The organism is Streptomyces fuscichromogenes (assembly GCF_014645815.1).
Lineage (GTDB): Bacteria > Actinomycetota > Actinomycetes > Streptomycetales > Streptomycetaceae > Streptomyces > Streptomyces fuscichromogenes.
Window position 1 is genome coordinate 90,374 of record NZ_BMML01000031.1, and the last position, 17,135, is coordinate 107,508.

General features: G+C 69.9%; 12 protein-coding genes, 1 tRNA gene and 1 pseudogene. 4 read left to right on the forward strand and 10 right to left on the reverse strand.

From position 1 onward, the window contains the following. Positions 1-69 precede the first annotated feature (69 nt). The 8 genes from IEZ11_RS42970 to IEZ11_RS43005 all read right to left on the reverse strand — a co-directional run bounded on the left by IEZ11_RS42970 (position 70) and on the right by IEZ11_RS43005 (position 11,377). Positions 70-1,905, reverse strand: coding sequence for a trypsin-like serine protease (locus tag IEZ11_RS42970; protein ID WP_229713704.1), 1,836 nt, complete (start codon positions 1,903-1,905; stop codon positions 70-72). A gap of 130 nt (positions 1,906-2,035) precedes the next feature. After that, positions 2,036-4,096: a transcription termination factor Rho gene (rho, locus tag IEZ11_RS42975; protein WP_189268514.1), complete on the reverse strand. Its 2,061-nt coding sequence runs from the start codon at positions 4,094-4,096 to the stop codon at positions 2,036-2,038. A 403-nt stretch (positions 4,097-4,499) separates the two neighbouring features. Next, positions 4,500-5,441, reverse strand: coding sequence for a homoserine kinase (gene thrB, locus IEZ11_RS42980; protein WP_189268515.1), 942 nt, complete (start codon positions 5,439-5,441; stop codon positions 4,500-4,502). A gap of 256 nt (positions 5,442-5,697) precedes the next feature. Next, entirely contained in the window at positions 5,698-6,756 is a 1,059-nt protein-coding gene (gene thrC, locus IEZ11_RS42985) for a threonine synthase (RefSeq protein WP_189268516.1), read from the reverse strand. A 6-nt stretch (positions 6,757-6,762) separates the two neighbouring features. Next, positions 6,763-8,055 carry a homoserine dehydrogenase gene (locus tag IEZ11_RS42990; protein WP_189268517.1) on the reverse strand — a complete coding sequence of 431 codons (1,293 nt, stop codon included), beginning with the start codon at positions 8,053-8,055 and terminating at the stop codon, positions 6,763-6,765. A gap of 134 nt (positions 8,056-8,189) precedes the next feature. After that, positions 8,190-9,581, reverse strand: a complete 1,392-nt coding sequence (gene lysA, locus IEZ11_RS42995; protein ID WP_189268518.1) for a diaminopimelate decarboxylase — start codon at positions 9,579-9,581, stop codon at positions 8,190-8,192. A 20-nt stretch (positions 9,582-9,601) separates the two neighbouring features. Then, positions 9,602-10,579 carry an ArgS-related anticodon-binding protein NrtL gene (gene nrtL, locus IEZ11_RS43000; RefSeq protein WP_189268519.1) on the reverse strand — a complete coding sequence of 326 codons (978 nt, stop codon included), beginning with the start codon at positions 10,577-10,579 and terminating at the stop codon, positions 9,602-9,604. 330 nt (positions 10,580-10,909) lie between these two features. Beyond that, positions 10,910-11,377 (reverse strand): response regulator, encoded by a 468-nt coding sequence (locus IEZ11_RS43005; RefSeq protein ID WP_189268520.1) that lies wholly within the window; start codon positions 11,375-11,377, stop codon positions 10,910-10,912. Positions 11,378-11,529: 152 nt separating this feature from the next. Between IEZ11_RS43005 and IEZ11_RS43010 the strand changes: the two genes are divergently transcribed. Together IEZ11_RS43010 and kilB are read left to right on the forward strand one after the other, a co-directional pair. Then, positions 11,530-11,601 (forward strand) — tRNA-Arg (locus tag IEZ11_RS43010). A 223-nt stretch (positions 11,602-11,824) separates the two neighbouring features. After that, positions 11,825-12,292, forward strand: a complete 468-nt coding sequence (gene kilB, locus IEZ11_RS43015; protein WP_189268521.1) for a plasmid transfer protein KilB — start codon at positions 11,825-11,827, stop codon at positions 12,290-12,292. 1,242 nt (positions 12,293-13,534) lie between these two features. Here kilB and IEZ11_RS43020 read toward each other — a convergent pair. Beyond that, positions 13,535-14,254 (reverse strand): hypothetical protein, encoded by a 720-nt coding sequence (locus IEZ11_RS43020; RefSeq protein WP_189268522.1) that lies wholly within the window; start codon positions 14,252-14,254, stop codon positions 13,535-13,537. A 676-nt stretch (positions 14,255-14,930) separates the two neighbouring features. On the opposite strand from IEZ11_RS43020, the gene IEZ11_RS51490 reads away from it, so the two are divergent. Together IEZ11_RS51490 and IEZ11_RS51495 are read left to right on the forward strand one after the other, a co-directional pair. Then, positions 14,931-15,257 (forward strand): hypothetical protein, encoded by a 327-nt coding sequence (locus IEZ11_RS51490; RefSeq protein WP_229713705.1) that lies wholly within the window; start codon positions 14,931-14,933, stop codon positions 15,255-15,257. Next, positions 15,254-15,585 (forward strand): annotated as a pseudogene (locus IEZ11_RS51495) (carbohydrate binding domain-containing protein); the annotation flags it as partial. The gene IEZ11_RS51490 and the pseudogene IEZ11_RS51495, both read left to right, overlap by 4 nt. A gap of 15 nt (positions 15,586-15,600) precedes the next feature. On the opposite strand, the gene IEZ11_RS43035 reads toward IEZ11_RS51495, so the two are convergent. Further along, positions 15,601-16,647: a hypothetical protein gene (locus IEZ11_RS43035; RefSeq protein WP_189268523.1), complete on the reverse strand. Its 1,047-nt coding sequence runs from the start codon at positions 16,645-16,647 to the stop codon at positions 15,601-15,603. Between the last annotated feature and the right edge of the window lie 488 nt (positions 16,648-17,135).

The window sequence follows — 17,135 nt, forward strand, 5'->3', positions numbered from 1 at the left end:
CCACCGCGTAGCGCGATGGGCACACCGGGTCACCGGGCAAGTCGGGGCGAACCCCGCTCACCAGGTATTTCAGCCGAAGATGTCGTACTGCTGGAAACCGGTACCGAGCGACTTCCTTGTGCCGAAGATCTCACTGGTCGCCTTGCCGGTGCCCGGGTAGAGGTAGAGCGTGCCGCCGGTCGTCCGGGCCAGGAGGTCGGCCTTGCCGTCGCCGGTCAGGTCTCCGACCGCGGCGAGGGTGTTGAAGCCGGTCCAGCCGGAGCGGACCTTCACCCGGGCCGAGAAGAGGCCGGTGCCGGACTTGCCGGTGCCCTTGTACAGGTACAGGTCACCACCGCTGCTCTTGCGGGCCAGCAGGTCGGCCTTGCCGTCGCCGTTGAAGTCGCCGACGCCGCGCAGCTGGTTGTACTGGCTCCAGCCGCCGCCGATCCGGACCCGGGCCGCGAAGGTGCCGTTGCCCTTGCCCGGGTACAGCCACAGCACACCGCTGGAGTCCTCGGAGAGGACGTCGGGCAGGTAGTCGCCGGTGAGGTCACCGGGGATCACGACGGCCTTGCGGGTCTTCCAGTTGGTGAAGATCTTCTTCGTCGCCCAGGAGCCGCCGGTCTGGGCACTGTTCAGCACGAAGTGGTCCCAGTAGACGTCACCGGAAGACAGCCGGTAGACGAAGTCCTGGAAGCCGTCCCGGTCGAGGTCGGCCTGGAGGACGACGTTGGTGCCGCTCCAGTCGCCCAAGGAGATGCGGGAGGCGAGCGAGGTGCCCTTGGAGTCCAGCTCGTAGCCGGTCTTGCTCGACGACTTGCGGGCGAACAGGTCGGCCTTGCCGTCGGTGTAGCTCAGGTTGGTGTCGGCGGTCTGCGCGTAGGCGGCACCGACGTAGGTGCTGACCTTCGTGAAGACGCTGTAGGCGCCCTGGGCGACGCAGTCCTCGACGCCCCAGGAGACGACGCCGACGATGCGGCCGCCGACGACCAGCGGGCCGCCCGAGTCACCGTTGCAGGTGGTCGTCGTGCCGGTGTCGCTGCCGGTGGCGGGCTTGCCCGCGCAGACCATGTGGCCCTTGACGAAGTCGGTGCTGCCGTAGGCGGCGGTGCAGGTGGCGTCCGAGTCGATCGGCAGCGTGGCCGTCTTCAGCGTCTCGGAGATGTCCTGCGTGGTGGAGCTGGTGCGGCCCCAGCCGTAGACCTTGGCGGTCGTGGCGGGCGTACCCGTGTACGACGCGGTGTCGGTGTTCGTCGTCATGCGGATCGGGGTCGCCTTGACGGGGGCCGCCAGGGTGAGGACCGCGATGTCGTTGTTGGGAGCACCGTTCGTCGACACGGTGTACGACGGGTGGTTCCACTGGCGCAGCACACCGGTGACGGTGCCGCCGTGCAGGTCGGCGGTGCCGTCGCTGTTGGTGGTCGGCAGCGAGGCGGTGCCGGTGACGACGGCGGAGTCGGTACTGCTCCACTTGAAGCCCTTGACGCAGTGCGCGGCGGTGAGGATCTTCGTGGGCGAGATGACCGAGCCGCCGCAGAAGAAGCCGACGTCGTCGCTGGTGCTGGTGGTGCCCTTGTCGTCGTAGTACCAGAGCTGGGCCATCCACGGCGCCGCGGAGATGGTGGTCGTACCGCCACCGATGATCTTCGGCGAGACGGCCGAACCGCTCGCGGTGGCGGTCGACTTCTTCGTGGACGTGGCTGCGCTGTCGGCGGCGATCGCACGGGCGACGCGCTTGTTCAGCGTGGCCTGCGACGGTGTGCTGACGGACGGCTTGACCGTGGGCGTCGGCTGGGTGGCCGCGCTGGCGGAGGTCGAGATCAGTGCGGCCGCGACGGCGGCGGCGACTGAGGCCGCGGCGACGGGCAGTGCGAGACGTATCCGACGTCTGTGTCGACCGCTCCCGGACGTGGGTGTATCCACCTAAGTCCCCCCTCGGGATCAGGAGTTCATAATTCGGTCAGATGACCGAAGGGCGTGATCCTACACCGGCCGGAAAAACGTCAGAAGCCGTCCCCCCAGGTGGGGGGACGGCTTCCGGTTACGCCAGCTGTCAGTCGCCGTTGCCGGGCGTCGGCGTCGTCTTCTGGATCTGCATCAGGAACTCGATGTTCGACTTCGTCTGCTTCATCTTGTCGAGCAGCAGCTCGATCGCCTGCTGCTGGTCGAGCGCGTGCAGCACCCGGCGCAGCTTCCAGACGACGGCGAGCTCCTCGCTGCCGAGCAGGATCTCTTCCTTGCGGGTACCGGACGCGTCGACGTCCACCGCCGGGAAGATGCGCTTGTCGGCGAGCTTCCGGTCGAGCTTGAGCTCCATGTTGCCGGTGCCCTTGAACTCCTCGAAGATCACCTCGTCCATGCGGGACCCGGTGTCCACCAGGGCGGTGGCGAGGATGGTCAGCGAGCCGCCGTCCTCGATGTTGCGGGCCGCACCGAAGAAGCGCTTCGGCGGGTACAGGGCGGTCGAGTCGACACCACCGGACAGGATGCGGCCGGAGGCCGGCGCCGCCAGGTTGTAGGCACGGCCCAGACGCGTGATCGAGTCGAGCAGCACGACGACGTCGTGGCCCAGCTCCACCAGACGCTTGGCACGCTCGATGGCGAGCTCGGCGACCGTGGTGTGGTCCTCGGCCGGACGGTCGAAGGTCGAGGAGATGACCTCGCCCTTCACCGACCGCTGCATGTCGGTGACCTCTTCCGGACGCTCGTCGACCAGGACGACCATCAGGTGGCACTCGGGGTTGTTGTGCGTGATCGCGTTGGCGATCGCCTGCATGATCATGGTCTTGCCGGTCTTCGGCGGGGCCACGATCAGACCGCGCTGGCCCTTGCCGATCGGCGACACGAGGTCGATGATGCGGGTGGTCAGCACGCCCGGGTCGGTCTCCAGGCGGAGCCGGTCCTGCGGGTAGAGCGGGGTCAGCTTGTTGAACTCCGGGCGGCCACGGCCGTGTTCGGGCGCCATGCCGTTGACGGAGTCGAGGCGGACCAGCGCGTTGAACTTCTCGCGCCGCTCGCCCTCCTTGGGCTGGCGGACCGCGCCGGTGATGTGGTCGCCCTTGCGCAGGCCGTTCTTGCGGACCTGGGCGAGGGAGACGTAGACGTCGTTCGGACCGGGCAGGTAGCCGGAGGTCCGGATGAACGCGTAGTTGTCGAGGATGTCGAGGATGCCCGCGACCGGGATCAGGACGTCGTCGTCGGCGAGCTGCGGCTCGGCGCCGCCGATCTCGTCACGCCCACGGCGGCCACGGCGGTCCCGGTAGCGGCCGCGACGGCCACGGCGTCCGTCGCCGAACTCGTCGTCGTCCTGCGGGCCGGCGCCCCGGTCCTGGCGGCCGCCGCCCTGCTGCTGCGGCTGCTGCTGCGGCTGGCGGTCCTGGCGGTCCTGCCGACCGCCCTGGCCGCCCTGAGCACCCTGGCCGCCCTGCTGCTCGTCGCCCTTGTTGCGCCGGTCGCGGTCACGGCCACGGTCACGGCGGTCGCGGCGGCCACGGCCGTCGTCACCGGCGTCGGCCCTGGCCTCGCCCTGCTGCTGCGCGGGCGTCTCGGCCTTCGGCTCGCTCTTCACCTCGGCGGCGATGGTCTCGGCGCCGGTGGGGCTGCCTGCCTCGGCGGTGGCCCGGCGACGGCGGCGCTCGGCCGGCGCCTCGTCGGCGCCGCGCTCGGCCTCGGCCGTACGGGAGGTGCCGCCGGCCGGCTGGCCGGGGATCTCGATCTGCTGCTGGGCCACGGCCTTCTCGGCGGGGGCCTCGACGGCCTGCTCCGCCTTCTTGCCGGCGGCCTCCTCGCCCGTACGGGCCTTGGAGGTGGCGCGGCGCTTCGGCTTCGTCTCGGTGGCATCCCCGGCGGGGGCGGACGCCGCCTTGGGGGCGGCGCCCCCACCGGCCTGCGCCTCCTTGATGACCTCGATCAGCTGGCTCTTGCGCATACGCGCCGTGCCCCTGATGCCGAGGCCGGATGCGACCTGCTGAAGCTCGGCCAGCACCATGCCGTCGAGGCCGGTACCGCGGCGCCGCCGGGAGCCGGCACCGGAGGCAGGCGCGGAGGCGTCCGTGGCGGGCGCGGCAGCGGTCTCCTCGACACGTGCGCCCATCAGATCGGTGGTGTCGCTCACGAAGGGTCCTTCCCTGGAGCGGACGTCGGCCTGTCTGGCTCGGCGACCGGTTGTGCTGTCCGGCTTCGGTCCTTGCTGTGTGGACCGTGCCGGGGCGGTGGTCCGCCAAAGCGGCGGAGAGAATTTCTGATGACGGCGCTTCCTCAGCCGGTGGCACCCGGTGTCACGAGGCGTGGTAGCACCAATTCCGGAGCGGCCCAGCGGCCAGCCCAGTGCCCGGGTACGGCGTACTGCCCAGGTACGTCATACAGAACGCTGAGTGGCTTGGGAGACTCCCGGAAGAATGTCTGTCCCGGACGGGGACACGATGCACCTCGCCATGGAGAGGTCGGGTGCAGACTTGAGGTTAACACTACCGGATCCAACAAACATTCCCCCTCTCCAAATCCGGCAATCGTGCGCGTCACATGTCGCTGGAAGTGTCATTGGGGGGCGCGAGCGGCAGCACGCTCGCGCCCTGAAGGTCGAGGTCCAGCCGGTTGGCGGCCCAGCCCGGACCCGCCAGGGCCTGCACCTTCTCGGCGCTGCCGGCGTCGGCGAGCGCCATCACGGTGGGTCCGGCGCCGGAGATCACGGCCGGCACGCCGTCGGCGCGCAGCCGCTCCACCAGAGCGGCGCTCTCCGGCATCGCGGGGGCGCGGTACTCCTGGTGCAGACGGTCCTCGGTGGCGGGCAGCAGCAGCTCGGGGCGCCGGGTGAGGGCCTCGACGAGCAGCGCGGCACGGCCCGCGTTGGCGGCGGCGTCGACGTGCGGGACGGTGCGCGGGAGCAGTCCCCGCGCGGTCTCGGTCAGGACCGGTTTCCCGGGCACGAAAACCACCGGAACGATGGAATCGCCGGGCTCCATCCTGATCGCGCGGGCGGCACCGGCCTCCATCCAGGAGAGGGTGAAGCCGCCGAGCAGACAGGCCGCCACGTTGTCGGGGTGGCCCTCGATCTCGGTGGCGAGCTCAAGGAGGGCGGCGTCGTCGAGTCTGCCCTCGCCGCCTATGGTCACCGCCCGTGCGGCCACGATGCCGGCGCAGATGGCGGCGGAGGAGGAGCCGAGGCCACGGCCGTGCGGGATGCGGTTGGCGCACACGATCTCCAGCCCGCGGGGCTGTCCGCCCAGCAGGTCGAAGGCGGTGCGCAGGGAGCGTACGAGCAGGTGGCTCTCGTCACGCGGCAGTGTCTCGCTGCCCTCCCCCGCGATGTCGATGTGCAGCCCTGAGTCGGCCACCCGGACGACGACGTCGTCGTAGAGCCCCAGCGCGAGGCCCAGGGCGTCGAAGCCCGGACCGAGGTTGGCGCTGGTGGCGGGGACGCGCACCCGGACGGCGGCGGCGCGGAACGCTGGACCGGCCATCGCTCGATGACTCTCCTTGAGCTGCGTGATGGTCGAATGACATTCGATAGGTACGTGGGGGACCCTCGGGCCGTGGAGACGGCGCGGCACCGCGCCATACGCGGAGGCATATGCAGCGGGCGGGTTCGGTACAGCTTATCGAAGGAAGGTTCTGTGGCGACATAGGGCGCACAGGAGGCGCACGATGCGTGTCGTAAGCCCCCTGTGCCCCCTCCTTAGGGGGTTCCCGGTCCGGGACCCCCCCCACGGTGGTTCTCTAGGCGAGGCCCAGCCGCTCGGCCGCGGCGGCCGCGTCGACCGGCACGGTGACCGGCTGCGGGGCGCCGGCGACGGCCCAGTCGGGGTCCTTCAGGCCGTTGCCGGTGACCGTGCAGACGATGCGCTGGCCCGGGTCGACCTTGCCCTGCTCTGCCGCCTTGAGCAGACCGGCGACGGACGCGGCGGAGGCGGGCTCCACGAAAACGCCCTCCTGCGCGGCCAACAGCCGGTAGGCGCGCAGGATCTCACGGTCCGTCACCTCGTCGATGAGGCCGCCGGACTCGTCCCGGGCCGCGAGCGCGAACTGCCAGGAGGCGGGGTTGCCGATCCGGATCGCGGTGGCGATGGTCGACGGGTCCTTGACGACCTCGCCGCGCACGATCGGGGCGCTGCCGGAGGCCTGGAAGCCCCACATCCGGGGCGTCCCGGCGGCGATGCCGTCGGCGGCGTACTCCTTGTAGCCCTTCCAGTACGCGGTGATGTTGCCCGCGTTGCCGACCGGCAGGACGTGGATGTCGGGCGCGTCGCCGAGCATGTCCACGATCTCGAACGAGGCCGTCTTCTGGCCCTCGATACGCACCGGGTTGACCGAATTGACCAGCGCCACCGGGTAGTTCTCGCTCAGCTTGCGGGCGAGGGTGAGGCAGTCGTCGAAGTTGCCGTCGACCTGGAGGATCTTCGCGCCGTGCACGAGGGCCTGGCCCATCTTGCCCAGCGCGATCTTGCCGCGCGGCACGAGCACGGCCGACACCATGCCGGCGCGCACGGCGTACGCGGCGGCGGAGGCGGAGGTGTTGCCCGTGGAGGCGCAGATGACCGCCTGCGCGCCCTCCTCCTTGGCCTTGCTGATGGCCATGGTCATACCGCGGTCCTTGAAGGACCCGGTCGGGTTCGCGCCCTCCACCTTGAGGTGGACCTCGCAGCCCGTGCGCTCGGAGAGCACCTGCGCGGGCACGAGGGGCGTGCCGCCCTCGCGGAGCGTCACGACCGGCGTGGTGTCGGACACCGGGAGTCGGTCCCGGTACTCCTCGATGATTCCGCGCCACTGGTGGGTCATTGCTGGTTACTCTCCTTCAACCCGCATGATGCTGGCGACACCCCGCACGGTGTCGAGCTTGCGCAGCGCCTCGACGGTCCCGGACAGGGAGGCGTCGGAGGCCCGATGGGTGACGACGACGAGGGAGGCCTCGCCGTCCTTGCCGGTCTGCCGAACCGTATCGATGGAAACCCCGTGCTCGGCGAACACGGTGGCTACCTGGGCGAGAACACCCGGTTTGTCAGCGACGTCGAGGCTGATGTGGTAGCGCGTGACGACATCGCCCATCGGCGAGACGGGCAGGGCGGCGTACGCCGACTCGCCGGGCCCCGTTGCCCCGCTGAGCCGGTTGCGGCAGACGGCGACCAGGTCGCCGAGGACCGCGGAGGCCGTGGGCGCACCGCCGGCGCCGGGCCCGTAGAACATCAGCTGACCGGAGGCGTCCGACTCCACGAAGACGGCGTTGTACGCGCCGCGCACGGAGGCGAGCGGATGGGTCAGCGGAATCATGGCGGGGTGCACGCGAGCCGTCACCGAGCCGCCGTCCCCGGCGCGCTCACAGATGGCGAGCAGCTTGATGGTGCAGCCCATGTTCTTGGCGGAGGCGAAGTCGGAGGCGGTGACCTCGGTCATGCCCTCGCGGTAGACGTCGTCGAGGCGGACCCGCGAGTGGAAGGCGATCCCGGCGAGGATGGCGGCCTTGGCGGCGGCGTCGAAGCCCTCGACATCGGCGGTCGGGTCGGCTTCCGCGTATCCGAGCGCGGTGGCCTCGTCGAGGGCCTCCTGGTACCCGGCCCCGGTCGAGTCCATCTTGTCGAGGATGAAGTTGGTGGTCCCGTTGACGATCCCGAGCACCCGGTTGACCTTGTCGCCGGCCAGGGACTCGCGCAGCGGGCGGATCAGCGGGATGGCACCGGCGACGGCGGCCTCGTAGTAGAGGTCCCGGCCGTGCTGCTCGGCGGCCGCGTGCAGGGCCGCGCCGTCCTGGGCGAGCAGCGCCTTGTTGGCGGACACGACCGACGCGCCGTGCTCGAAGGCGGTGGTGATGAGGGTGCGGGCGGGCTCGATACCCCCGATGACCTCCACCACCACATCGATGTCCCCGCGTTTGACGAGGGCGGTGGCGTCCGTGGTGACCAGCGCCGGGTCGATGCCTTCCCGCACCTTGGAGGGCCGTCGGACGGCCACCCCGGCCAGCTCGATCGGGGCGCCGATCCGCTGTGCGAGGTCGTCGGCGTGCGTCGTCATGATGCGCGCCACCTCTGAGCCGACAACCCCACAGCCCAGCAGCGCCACCTTCAGCGGACGCGTACGCATCATCCGACCTCGTTTCCTCATACCGTCTACGGTTCGACCAGTCTCACTCACCGGACGGGAGTTTCTACCCTTCGTCCGGATCGTGAGACATCTATTTCATTCTGTGAGGATGGCAGACAGGAGATCTTCCATCCGGGTCACCCCACGTCGAGACGGAGGAGGTCCTCCTCCGTCTCCCGGCGCACGATCACCCGGGCCGCGCCGTCGCGCACGGCGACGACGGGCGGCCTGAGCACGTGGTTGTAGTTGCTGGCCATGGAACGGCAGTAGGCGCCGGTGGCCGGTACGGCGATGAGGTCACCGGGGGCCAGATCGCCCGGCAGGAACGCGTCCTTCACCACGATGTCCCCGCTCTCGCAGTGCTTGCCGACGACGCGGGCGAGCATCGGCTCGGCATCGCTCGTCCGCGACACCAGGGCGACGCTGTACTCGGCGTCGTACAGTGCGGTGCGGATGTTGTCCGACATGCCCCCGTCGACCGACACATAGGTGCGCAGCCCGTCCAGGGGCTTGATGGTGCCGACCTCGTACAGCGTGAAGGCGGTCGGCCCGACGACGGCCCGCCCGGGCTCCACGGAGATCCGGGGGGTCCGCAGCCGGGCGGCCTCGCACTCCCGCGTCACGATCTCGGTCAGCGCCTTGGCGATCTCGTGCGGCTCACGCGGATCGTCGTCGCTCGTGTACGCGATCCCGAGCCCGCCCCCCAGATCGATCTCGGGCAGCTCGACCCCGTGCTCGTCCCGGATGTCCTTCAGCAGCCCGACCACCCGGTGCGCGGCGACCTCGAACCCGGACATGTCGAAGATCTGCGACCCGATGTGCGAGTGGATGCCGATGACCTCAAGACCGTCGAGCTGAAGGGCCCGTCGCACGGCCTCCGCGGCCTGCCCGCCCGCCAGCGGAATCCCGAACTTCTGGTCCTCGTGGGCGGTGGCGATGAACTCGTGGGTGTGCGCTTCCACCCCCACGGTGATCCGGATCTGCACGCGCTGCCGGGTGCCGAGCTCCTGCGCGATGTGCGCGACCCGCACGATCTCCTGGAACGAGTCGAGCACGATCCGCCCCACACCGGCCTCGACGGCCCTGCGGATCTCCCCCTCCGACTTGTTGTTGCCGTGGAAGGCGATGCGGTCGGCGGGCATCCCGGCGGACAGGGCGGTCACCAGCTCGCCCCCGGAGCACACATCGAGATTGAGCCCCTCCTCGTGCAGCCAGCGCACGACGGCCCGCGACAGGAACGCCTTGCCGGCGTAGAACACGTCGGCGTCCGGCCCGAAGGCGGTGCGCCAGGCGCGCGCCCGGGCCCGGAAGTCGGTCTCGTCGAGGACGTAGGCGGGGGTGCCGAACTCCGCGGCGAGGGTCTTCACGTCGACACCGCCGACGGTGACGACCCCGTCGGTGTCACGGGTGACGGTCTGGGCCCACACCTTCGGGTCGAGGGCGTTGAGGTCGGTGGGCGGGGCGGCGTAGTGGCCCTCCGGCAGGACGTCTGCGTGCCGGGGCCCGGCGGGGTGTGCGGAACGGCTCATTGCTCTTCTGGCGCTCTCTGTCAGAGGTGGTCGGGTGCGTCGATGCCGAGCAGGGACAGGCCGCCGACCAGCACCGTCCCGGCGGCTTCGGCGAGGGCGAGCCGGGCACGGTGGGCGACCGAGGGTTTCTCGTCGCCGCGCGGCAGCACGGTCGGCAGGAACGGCAGAACGGCGTCGGCGACGATGACGAGGTGCCGGGCGAGCCGGTCGGGGCCACGGTGGACGGCCGCGCCGGCGAGGATGCGCGGATAGTCGGCGAGGGCGGCGACCAGACCGCCCGGAGCGTCGGGAACCTCGCCGGGCACGGCACCGAACCCGAGCCGCCCTGCCCCCCGCCCGACGGCCCGCACCCGGGCATGCGCGTACCGCACCCGGAACAGCGGATTGCTCTCCCGCTGCACGAGATGGTCGGCGGTGATCCTGGGCCGGTCGTGCGCGGCCGGATGCAGCAGCGCCCACTGGGCGGCGTCGGGCCCGAGCGGGGCCGGGTCCTCCGGCGCCGGGACGGGCCGCAGACTGACGGGTTCCCCGTGCTCGACCTCACCGCGGCCGCCCTGCGTCGCGACGATCCGCACCACCGCGTCGGCGACGACCTCGGCCCGGACGTCGTACGGCACCCGCAGCGCGACGACCTGCCCGGCGAGGGCGTCGCCGTGGCCGTAGCCGCCTCCGAGCCGGCGGATCTCCGCGACCAGGGTGGCGGTCGGCGAGGTCCCGGCGCTGAGGGAGATGTTGAGAAACCCGGGCCCGGTCACCACGACGTCCTCGACGCCCGCGCACTCCGCGAGGCGCGGCACGAGGATCTCGGCGACCCGCAGCGGCGGCTGGCCGGCGGGCCGGGCGAGCTGCAACGCGATGTTGGTGGCGTAGTCCCCGCGGCCGCCGGGCCCCGGCGGCGTCACCACGACCCGCTCCGGCACGCTCACACTGAGCTCCCCCTCGTCCACGGCACGACGCACCGCGCGCAGCACGGTACGGGAGAGCTCGACGGGGGTCACGGGACAAGCGTAGGGGAGGAGGGGGGTGGGTAGGCGAGCCGGATTGGCCCCGATTCCGAGATATGGACGAACGCCCCGACCGGAACCCCCTGACCCGATCAGCCGCCCCCACCAGCCGACCCCACCAGCCGAACCGATCAGCCGCCCCCACCGACTGACCCCATCAGCGCCCATCGCCTGGCCCCATCAGCCCGCACGATCCCCCACAATCCCGCACGATCACCCACCAGCCCCGTCTCCCCAGCCGACTCACGCCGCCACCCCGCGCGATCACTCACGGGATTGCTCACGCGATCACTCACGGCTCACCTCTCACGGCTCACGGCTCGCTCACGGACAGACGGGGTTCCCCCCGGCCCGCTCCCCCGAGAAACGGACATCGTCACCGACACTCCCGCCCTCACCCTCCGCCGCACCGCCCCGCCGTCGGCCGATCAACTCCCGTACCAGCTGCACGAGTTCGGCGGGCTCGAAGGGCTTGGCGAGAAACGCGTCCACGCCGACGTCCAGACCGGTCTCGACCTCGTACTGCGTACAGGCACTGACGATGGCGAGGGGAAGGTCATGGGTCCGGGGGTCGGCACGGAGCTGGGCGGCCGTCCGCAGCCCGTCGAGCCGGGGCATCACGACGTCGAGAGTGATCACGTCGGGGCGCACCCGATGAACGACATCCAGACACTCGGCACCGTCGGCCGCGGTCACGACCTCGATACCCTCCAGTTCGAGATTGACCCTGATCAGCTGGCGGATGACCTTGTTGTCATCGACAACAAGCACCCGGCCCGACGCCCCTGGCACAAGTCGAGAGTAGGTCCGGACCGGCCACCGCGTCCGGGTTTTCCCGACTTCCGCCCCCTGCGGAGGAGCACCCCCGGAAACCCGTTCCTGATCACCCCGACCGAGCTGGTAGTGTTCTACCCGTCGCCGCGAGCAACAGCTCAACGCCAGACGCCCCCGTAGCTCAGGGGATAGAGCAACGGCCTCCGGAGCCGTGTGCGCAGGTTCGAATCCTGCCGGGGGCACCTTGATGAGGTGCCTAAAGACCCCGCCACCAGCGCGCTTGCTGGGTGCGGGGTCTTGTTGTTTGTGCAGGCGGGTGCGGCTCGATGCGGCCTCATGACAGTGATCACGTAATGACGACGTAATGATCTTGGCGGGCCTTCTGGCAGGTCAGCGCCGCTCTCGGGCGTCCGGCGATGACACCGCATCTGGGCGCACACACGATCTTGTGATGTTCTGCTCGCCATGTCCGGTCTTCTCTCAACCCTGATCGCAGTCCTCGGGACCCTGCTCGGCGTCGCCATGACGCATCTGTTCCAGCGCCGATCGGCCGCCAATGACCAGCTCTTCGCCACTCAGCAACAGCTCCGGTCCGAGCGCATGTCCGTGTACAGCGATTTCGCCGGCGCCGTGACCGAGTTCAGGCGAGGCCAACAAGACCGCTGGCACCGCAAGAACGAGGACCCGGACAGTCCCGCCCGCTTCGAAGCGCGCGTCGAGGCGTACCGCCTTCGAGGGATTGCCCTCCATGCGCTGTTCCGAGTCCAGCTCATAGCAAGCAGCCACGAAGTCGTGAGTGCGGCACGACACGCCTACACGGTGACGGACCAGGTCCACTCGGCAGCTGACAAGACAGAACTGAGCGCGGTGGGCGCACAGGCACGGGACGCCTTGGAAGACTTCGTGAAACTGGCGGCTTCCGACGTGCGATAGCAACACGGAAGCCCCGGATCTCTCCGGGGCTTCCGCGTGCGTGATGTGCGGCTCCTTCAGGCCTCGGTCTCGCCCTCCTCCCCCCCAGCCCCTTCAGGATCCGGTCGTTCACCTCCGTGCTGCAGGTCGTACGGCGCGCCGTCGGGACGGACGCGACCTGTTCGGATGGGAAGGTCAGGCTCCGGGCTTGCTTCCACGGACGGAAGTACGAGGACGCCGCGATGACGTTGCCCCGCTCGACCGGTCGTGGCCACCCATGTACGTGAGCGCGGTCACCCCGTCTCAGCCGACAACCACCCGCAACCGGGTGTCCTAGCTGCCCGGCTGTCCCAACAGCTGGGTTGACCTGGGAAAATGACTGAGGCGGCGAGAGTCGCGGCTGTCTCGCGTGGTCCTGTAAGGCGACGTGGCCCAGGACGAGCGCGGGAGGCCGCGTCGCAAAGCGGTACGGGATTCCCGCTCGTCGGAGGTGACTCCCCCGTAGCCGATCTGTGAGGGCTCACCGTCGCGGTAGCGGACGGTGCAGTTCCCTTGGCTGCGGCCGGGGAACTCCAACCGTCCGGAGTCCAGAGCGGCGGCCCACTCCTCGTAGGCGGGCCGGCCGTGAGGTGCCCACGCACGCACCTCGCTATCGGCCGGCGGCCGTATGAACGGACCGTCGTCGGTGTCCTTGGCCTCGATCATGAGAGGGAAGTCCAGCACGGTTCCCGTGCCGCCGGTGAAGATGTACTCCTGCCGCGCCGGCTCGGCTTCCTGGGCCTGCTGGAACGCGGCCGCCAGATCACGCTGGTACGGACCCGTGCGGGCTCATTCGTCGCCGCTCATCCGCGTCCCCTGTCCATTCAACTGCCTGTTCAAGAGCGGAGTGCAGGAGACGGCACTGACAGGTCATCCCACGTCATCCCTCGCGGACGGTGGTCACTCCGTGGCCGCCACCCACAGATCCCGACAGAAAGCCGGCACCTCGCTGAGACCCACTGGGTCAGGCCTGGCTCCAAGCTCGTTGATGGCGGGCAAAGCCGTACACCCGCTCGACCCGCTCGGCAGTCAGCACCCCTGACAGCGACGCCAGTGCCGCCACCTGACGCTCCTGATACACGCGCACTCGTGCTCGCGGAGCAGGTCGTCGATACGCCGGTCGGCTATGTGCTGCCGTCCGTCGAGAAACCTCCCGTAGCGGGTGAGCACGATCTCAACGCTCGTTCACATTCCAGGTGGCCGTGGTGCGCGACCGGCACTCGATCACTGGCCTGGGATCGTCACCCTCTCGTCCTGCGGGCCGCGAACCCGGGCGAGCAGACCGTCGATGGCGGGGCGTAGAGGGGCGGGCTGGGTCGTCGACGTCCAGGTCTCGACGCCCACGGGCCGGCCGCTGTCCCGCTGAATGCCCTCGGCCAGGCGAGCGAGGTCATCTTGGTGGAGTGTGCCGTTGACGAAGAGGTAGGCGGCGCAGTCCACCTCTCGCGCCCGTCGTACGAAGCTGTCCGAAGACGTCGCCGAAATGTGGCCGGAGTCGTCCGGGGCGTATGCGGCGAAGGTGCCGATTCTGACACCGTCGGGCTGCGCCACGAGGACGGCGAGCGGTTCGCCCAGCCCGCTGTCGGGGTGGCGTTCCACCTGCTCGCCCTCGGCGCGTGCGGTCTCGACGGCATCGAGGACCCGGTTCTCGAAGACGGTGATCTCCACGGCGTGAACCGCCGGGTCACGGTCTGCCGCGGGGTCGAGTCTCTTGAGGACGTTCAACAGGGCCTGGGCCTGGTCGGTCAGCCCGGAATGGGCTTGTTCGGCCGCCTGCCTGCGCAGTTCCGACATCGTGAACTCCCAGTCGCCGATTCGCACGCTCTCGATGGTGCGGCCGCTGACGGCCATCAGGAGAAACAGGGCTCCGATCACGACCAGGGTGACGCTGCCCGCCTGGTTCTCCGAGACGAAGACCGCGACCACTCCGGCCCCGGCGAACATGCTCCCGGCCACTCCGGCCGCAGGCCGCTCCCACCTGCTTTCCAAGGGCCCCAGGCGCACGGGCCGCGCCCCGCCTTGTGCCCCTGTCGAACTTCCAACCCGTCTCGGCATGCGTGGATCCTATGATCACGTGCCCGGATCGGGCTCCTTTTCTTCCCTAACTTCCACTGTATGCACCAGAGTTCGAGACCTGAGCCTTCCGGGCCACCAGCCAAGCCGAACCTCTCGCGGTCCGGGGCCTCCGTCCGTCGGTCATGTTCTGGCGGCCTTCCGTGAAGTGGGGCTCCTCCTTGAGGTGCTCCCGGAGCAGACGCACCATCGGAGACGGGATCGGAACTATGCGCGCTTGCCCGCAGCCGTCAACCGCTCGCCCGGTCGTAGCCACCCACGTACGTGAGCGCGGTCGTCGGCTCCCGCTCCTGCCGAGGGTTGACCACCACGCGGTGGTCCACTTCCTGCACGGCCCGTTTCACCCGCCCACGCCGGACGCAGCTCGACGGGCAGGTATTCCCAATCGACGGTGCGCTGAAGCACGTTGCACACCACCGTGCACCGCCTCCGGTACGTCTGGGTCGCCTTCCCGGGGCGCGTGGGTCGCTGAACCTCCGGTGCGGTGTTGCGTATGGACTCCGGAGGGGCAGTTCCGGTCCATGTCACGGGATGCAAGGGGAGCACCGTGCCCACACCGTCCGCGTCCGGGGCACCGAACGATCTCACCACGCTGGAGCCCATTCGCGTGGTGCGCATACGGAACACCGACGCGCTGGCCCAGTTGCTCGACGACATACGCCAGGACCAGGACTATCGGGGGCACGAAGGGGCGGCCGTGGTCATCGGGGTCGCCGCGGCGGCGGTAGTCGGCTTCGGCTGCTCTCTCCTGATCACCAGACCTGCCCAGGACACCCAGGACACCCAGGACACCCAGGGCTCCCAGGCCGACCCGGCCGTTCCCTCGGCGCGCGCGTCGGCCGCATCCAGCGCGGTCGGGGCGGTCGGCGTTTGAGCAACCCCGGCTTCGAGTCGGGCGGTCCTCGCCCTGGAGCTGCGCCGGCGACGCGGGGGCGATCGTCTCCTGGCCCGTGCACGCCGGTTCCAAAGCTCTTCAGCGGAAGGTGAGTTCGGGAGACACCGCGCAGTGCGACCAGACCGTCGTGGTACGGCCGGACACCACCTACTCACTCAGCGGCTGGGTCCGCGGCTCCCACGTCTACCTGGGTGTGGACGGCGGCGCGTCCACCTGGGTCACGTCACCCTCCAGGTACAGCCCACTGACCGTCTCCTTCACCACGGGCGCCTCTCAGACCAGCGCGACGATCTACGTGCACGGCTGGAGGGTCACCGCGGGCTCACTGCATGTTCTCAAGGTGCGGGTGGTCGAAGGACGTGGGGCAGATGTAGATCTGCATGTTGTATCCGCGGCCGATCCCCACCATCGGCGGGTCCTCCGGCTTGCGCAGCCCGACGGGTGCCGAGGGCCCCTCCTGGTCTTCGAGGGGGATCCAGCTGCCGCTCCCGCCGTCCCATTCTCCGGAGCTCACGGTGAGCAGCGGCCGGTAGGCGGCCTCGCAGACTTCACAGTGCATGGGCCAGGGGTCGCAGAAGCTCCACGGGCCCCAGCCGCCGACTTTCCATCCCGGCGCGACGGAGTGCTCGTACTGGTAGTAGGCGCCGCCGGGGCCGGACTCATCGTCCGGGTCCTGCTCGGCCCACTGTCGGCGTCCCCACTCGTACAGACGTTCCGCGAGTTCCTCAGGCAGCTCGTGGGGCGCGGGGTACTCGGTCACGACCTCGGGGTGGAGCACGCACGGCTCGGGAACGTAGCTGCCGTAATGGTCCACGTCGGCCGGTTCCGGCGGATCGGCGAGCAGCTTGTCGACGCTGTCGACGCTCCTGGAGTCCCGCCAGACGAGGTGGGCCGCCGGCAGCCCCTCGTCGTGGTCCAGGGGGCACCACAGCACCTGCAGCAGGTCCGTTCCCCCGGGGCCGGCAAGCCCGGGTATGTCGCGCAGGTAGAGCTGGGCGACGGGGAGCAGCGCGTTCGGCGCGGGGTGTGGTGGATGTCCTGTCTGGAGTTCGTCGAGGTATGCCTCTTGGCCGGGATCGAGGAGGTTCTCGTGAGGAGCGCGAGGACGCAGCCAGGCTGCTTCGAGCAGCGCCCTGCTGCGGCGGACGTCGTCCAGGGAGACCGGGAGGACGCCGTAGTGGTGGTGCTCCTTCGCGCAGACCGGCCACTCCTCGTCGGCCGGCCACAGCAGCGGGCCGCCGACGGAGCTCTCGTGGGCCGTCGGCTCACCGGGGCGTGGGTGAAGGCGCACCGTCTGCCGTGCCAGCGGCGCCAGTTCCGGGAACACGGACGCGATGTCCACGGGCCGGGGTGGCGTGGTTCTTGCCAACGGAACTCCCTCTCCAGTCACGGGTATCAAGTCACGCGTCATGAGTCACGCGTCATGAGTCATGAGTCATGAGTCATGCGTCACGTGTGGGTTTCGGGCGGGACTCTATAGGCCTGCTCCGACAGGCCCTTCGACAGCGATGGCCGAGTTCCGTGCCGGGGCGTATCGGCCTGGCCGGATGCCGTGTTGTGCGTGGTCGCGGGCCTTACGTGGAAGCCGTACGCGGGAGCCGTACGGACGTGCGAGGACCGCGGGCGGAAGGCTGGTCCGAGGCCCTCGGCGAGCCGGAAGTCCGGCGGTTCGGCCTCTTCAGAAGCCCAAACGCTCGTATCGCCCGTACCCTTCATGGTGTCTACGGCGTCACATAGCGGGCGCCAAACCTCTGGAGGCAACACCCCGTGCTGATTGCTCAGCGTCCGTCCCTGACCGAAGAGGTCGTCGACGAGTTCCGTTCCCGGTTCGTGATCGAGCCGCTGGAGCCGGGCTTC

Excerpts from the sequence above, each read along its gene's own strand:
- IEZ11_RS43020 (WP_189268522.1), bottom strand. The coding sequence starts at position 14,254 with ATGTTCGCCGGGGCCGGAGTGGTCGCGGTCTTCGTCTCGGAGAACCAG.
- thrC (WP_189268516.1), bottom strand. The coding sequence starts at position 6,756 with ATGACCCACCAGTGGCGCGGAATCATCGAGGAGTACCGGGACCGACTC.
- kilB (WP_189268521.1), top strand. The coding sequence starts at position 11,825 with ATGTCCGGTCTTCTCTCAACCCTGATCGCAGTCCTCGGGACCCTGCTC.
- IEZ11_RS42990 (WP_189268517.1), bottom strand. The coding sequence starts at position 8,055 with ATGATGCGTACGCGTCCGCTGAAGGTGGCGCTGCTGGGCTGTGGGGTT.
- thrB (WP_189268515.1), bottom strand. The coding sequence starts at position 5,441 with ATGGCCGGTCCAGCGTTCCGCGCCGCCGCCGTCCGGGTGCGCGTCCCC.
- lysA (WP_189268518.1), bottom strand. The coding sequence starts at position 9,581 with ATGAGCCGTTCCGCACACCCCGCCGGGCCCCGGCACGCAGACGTCCTG.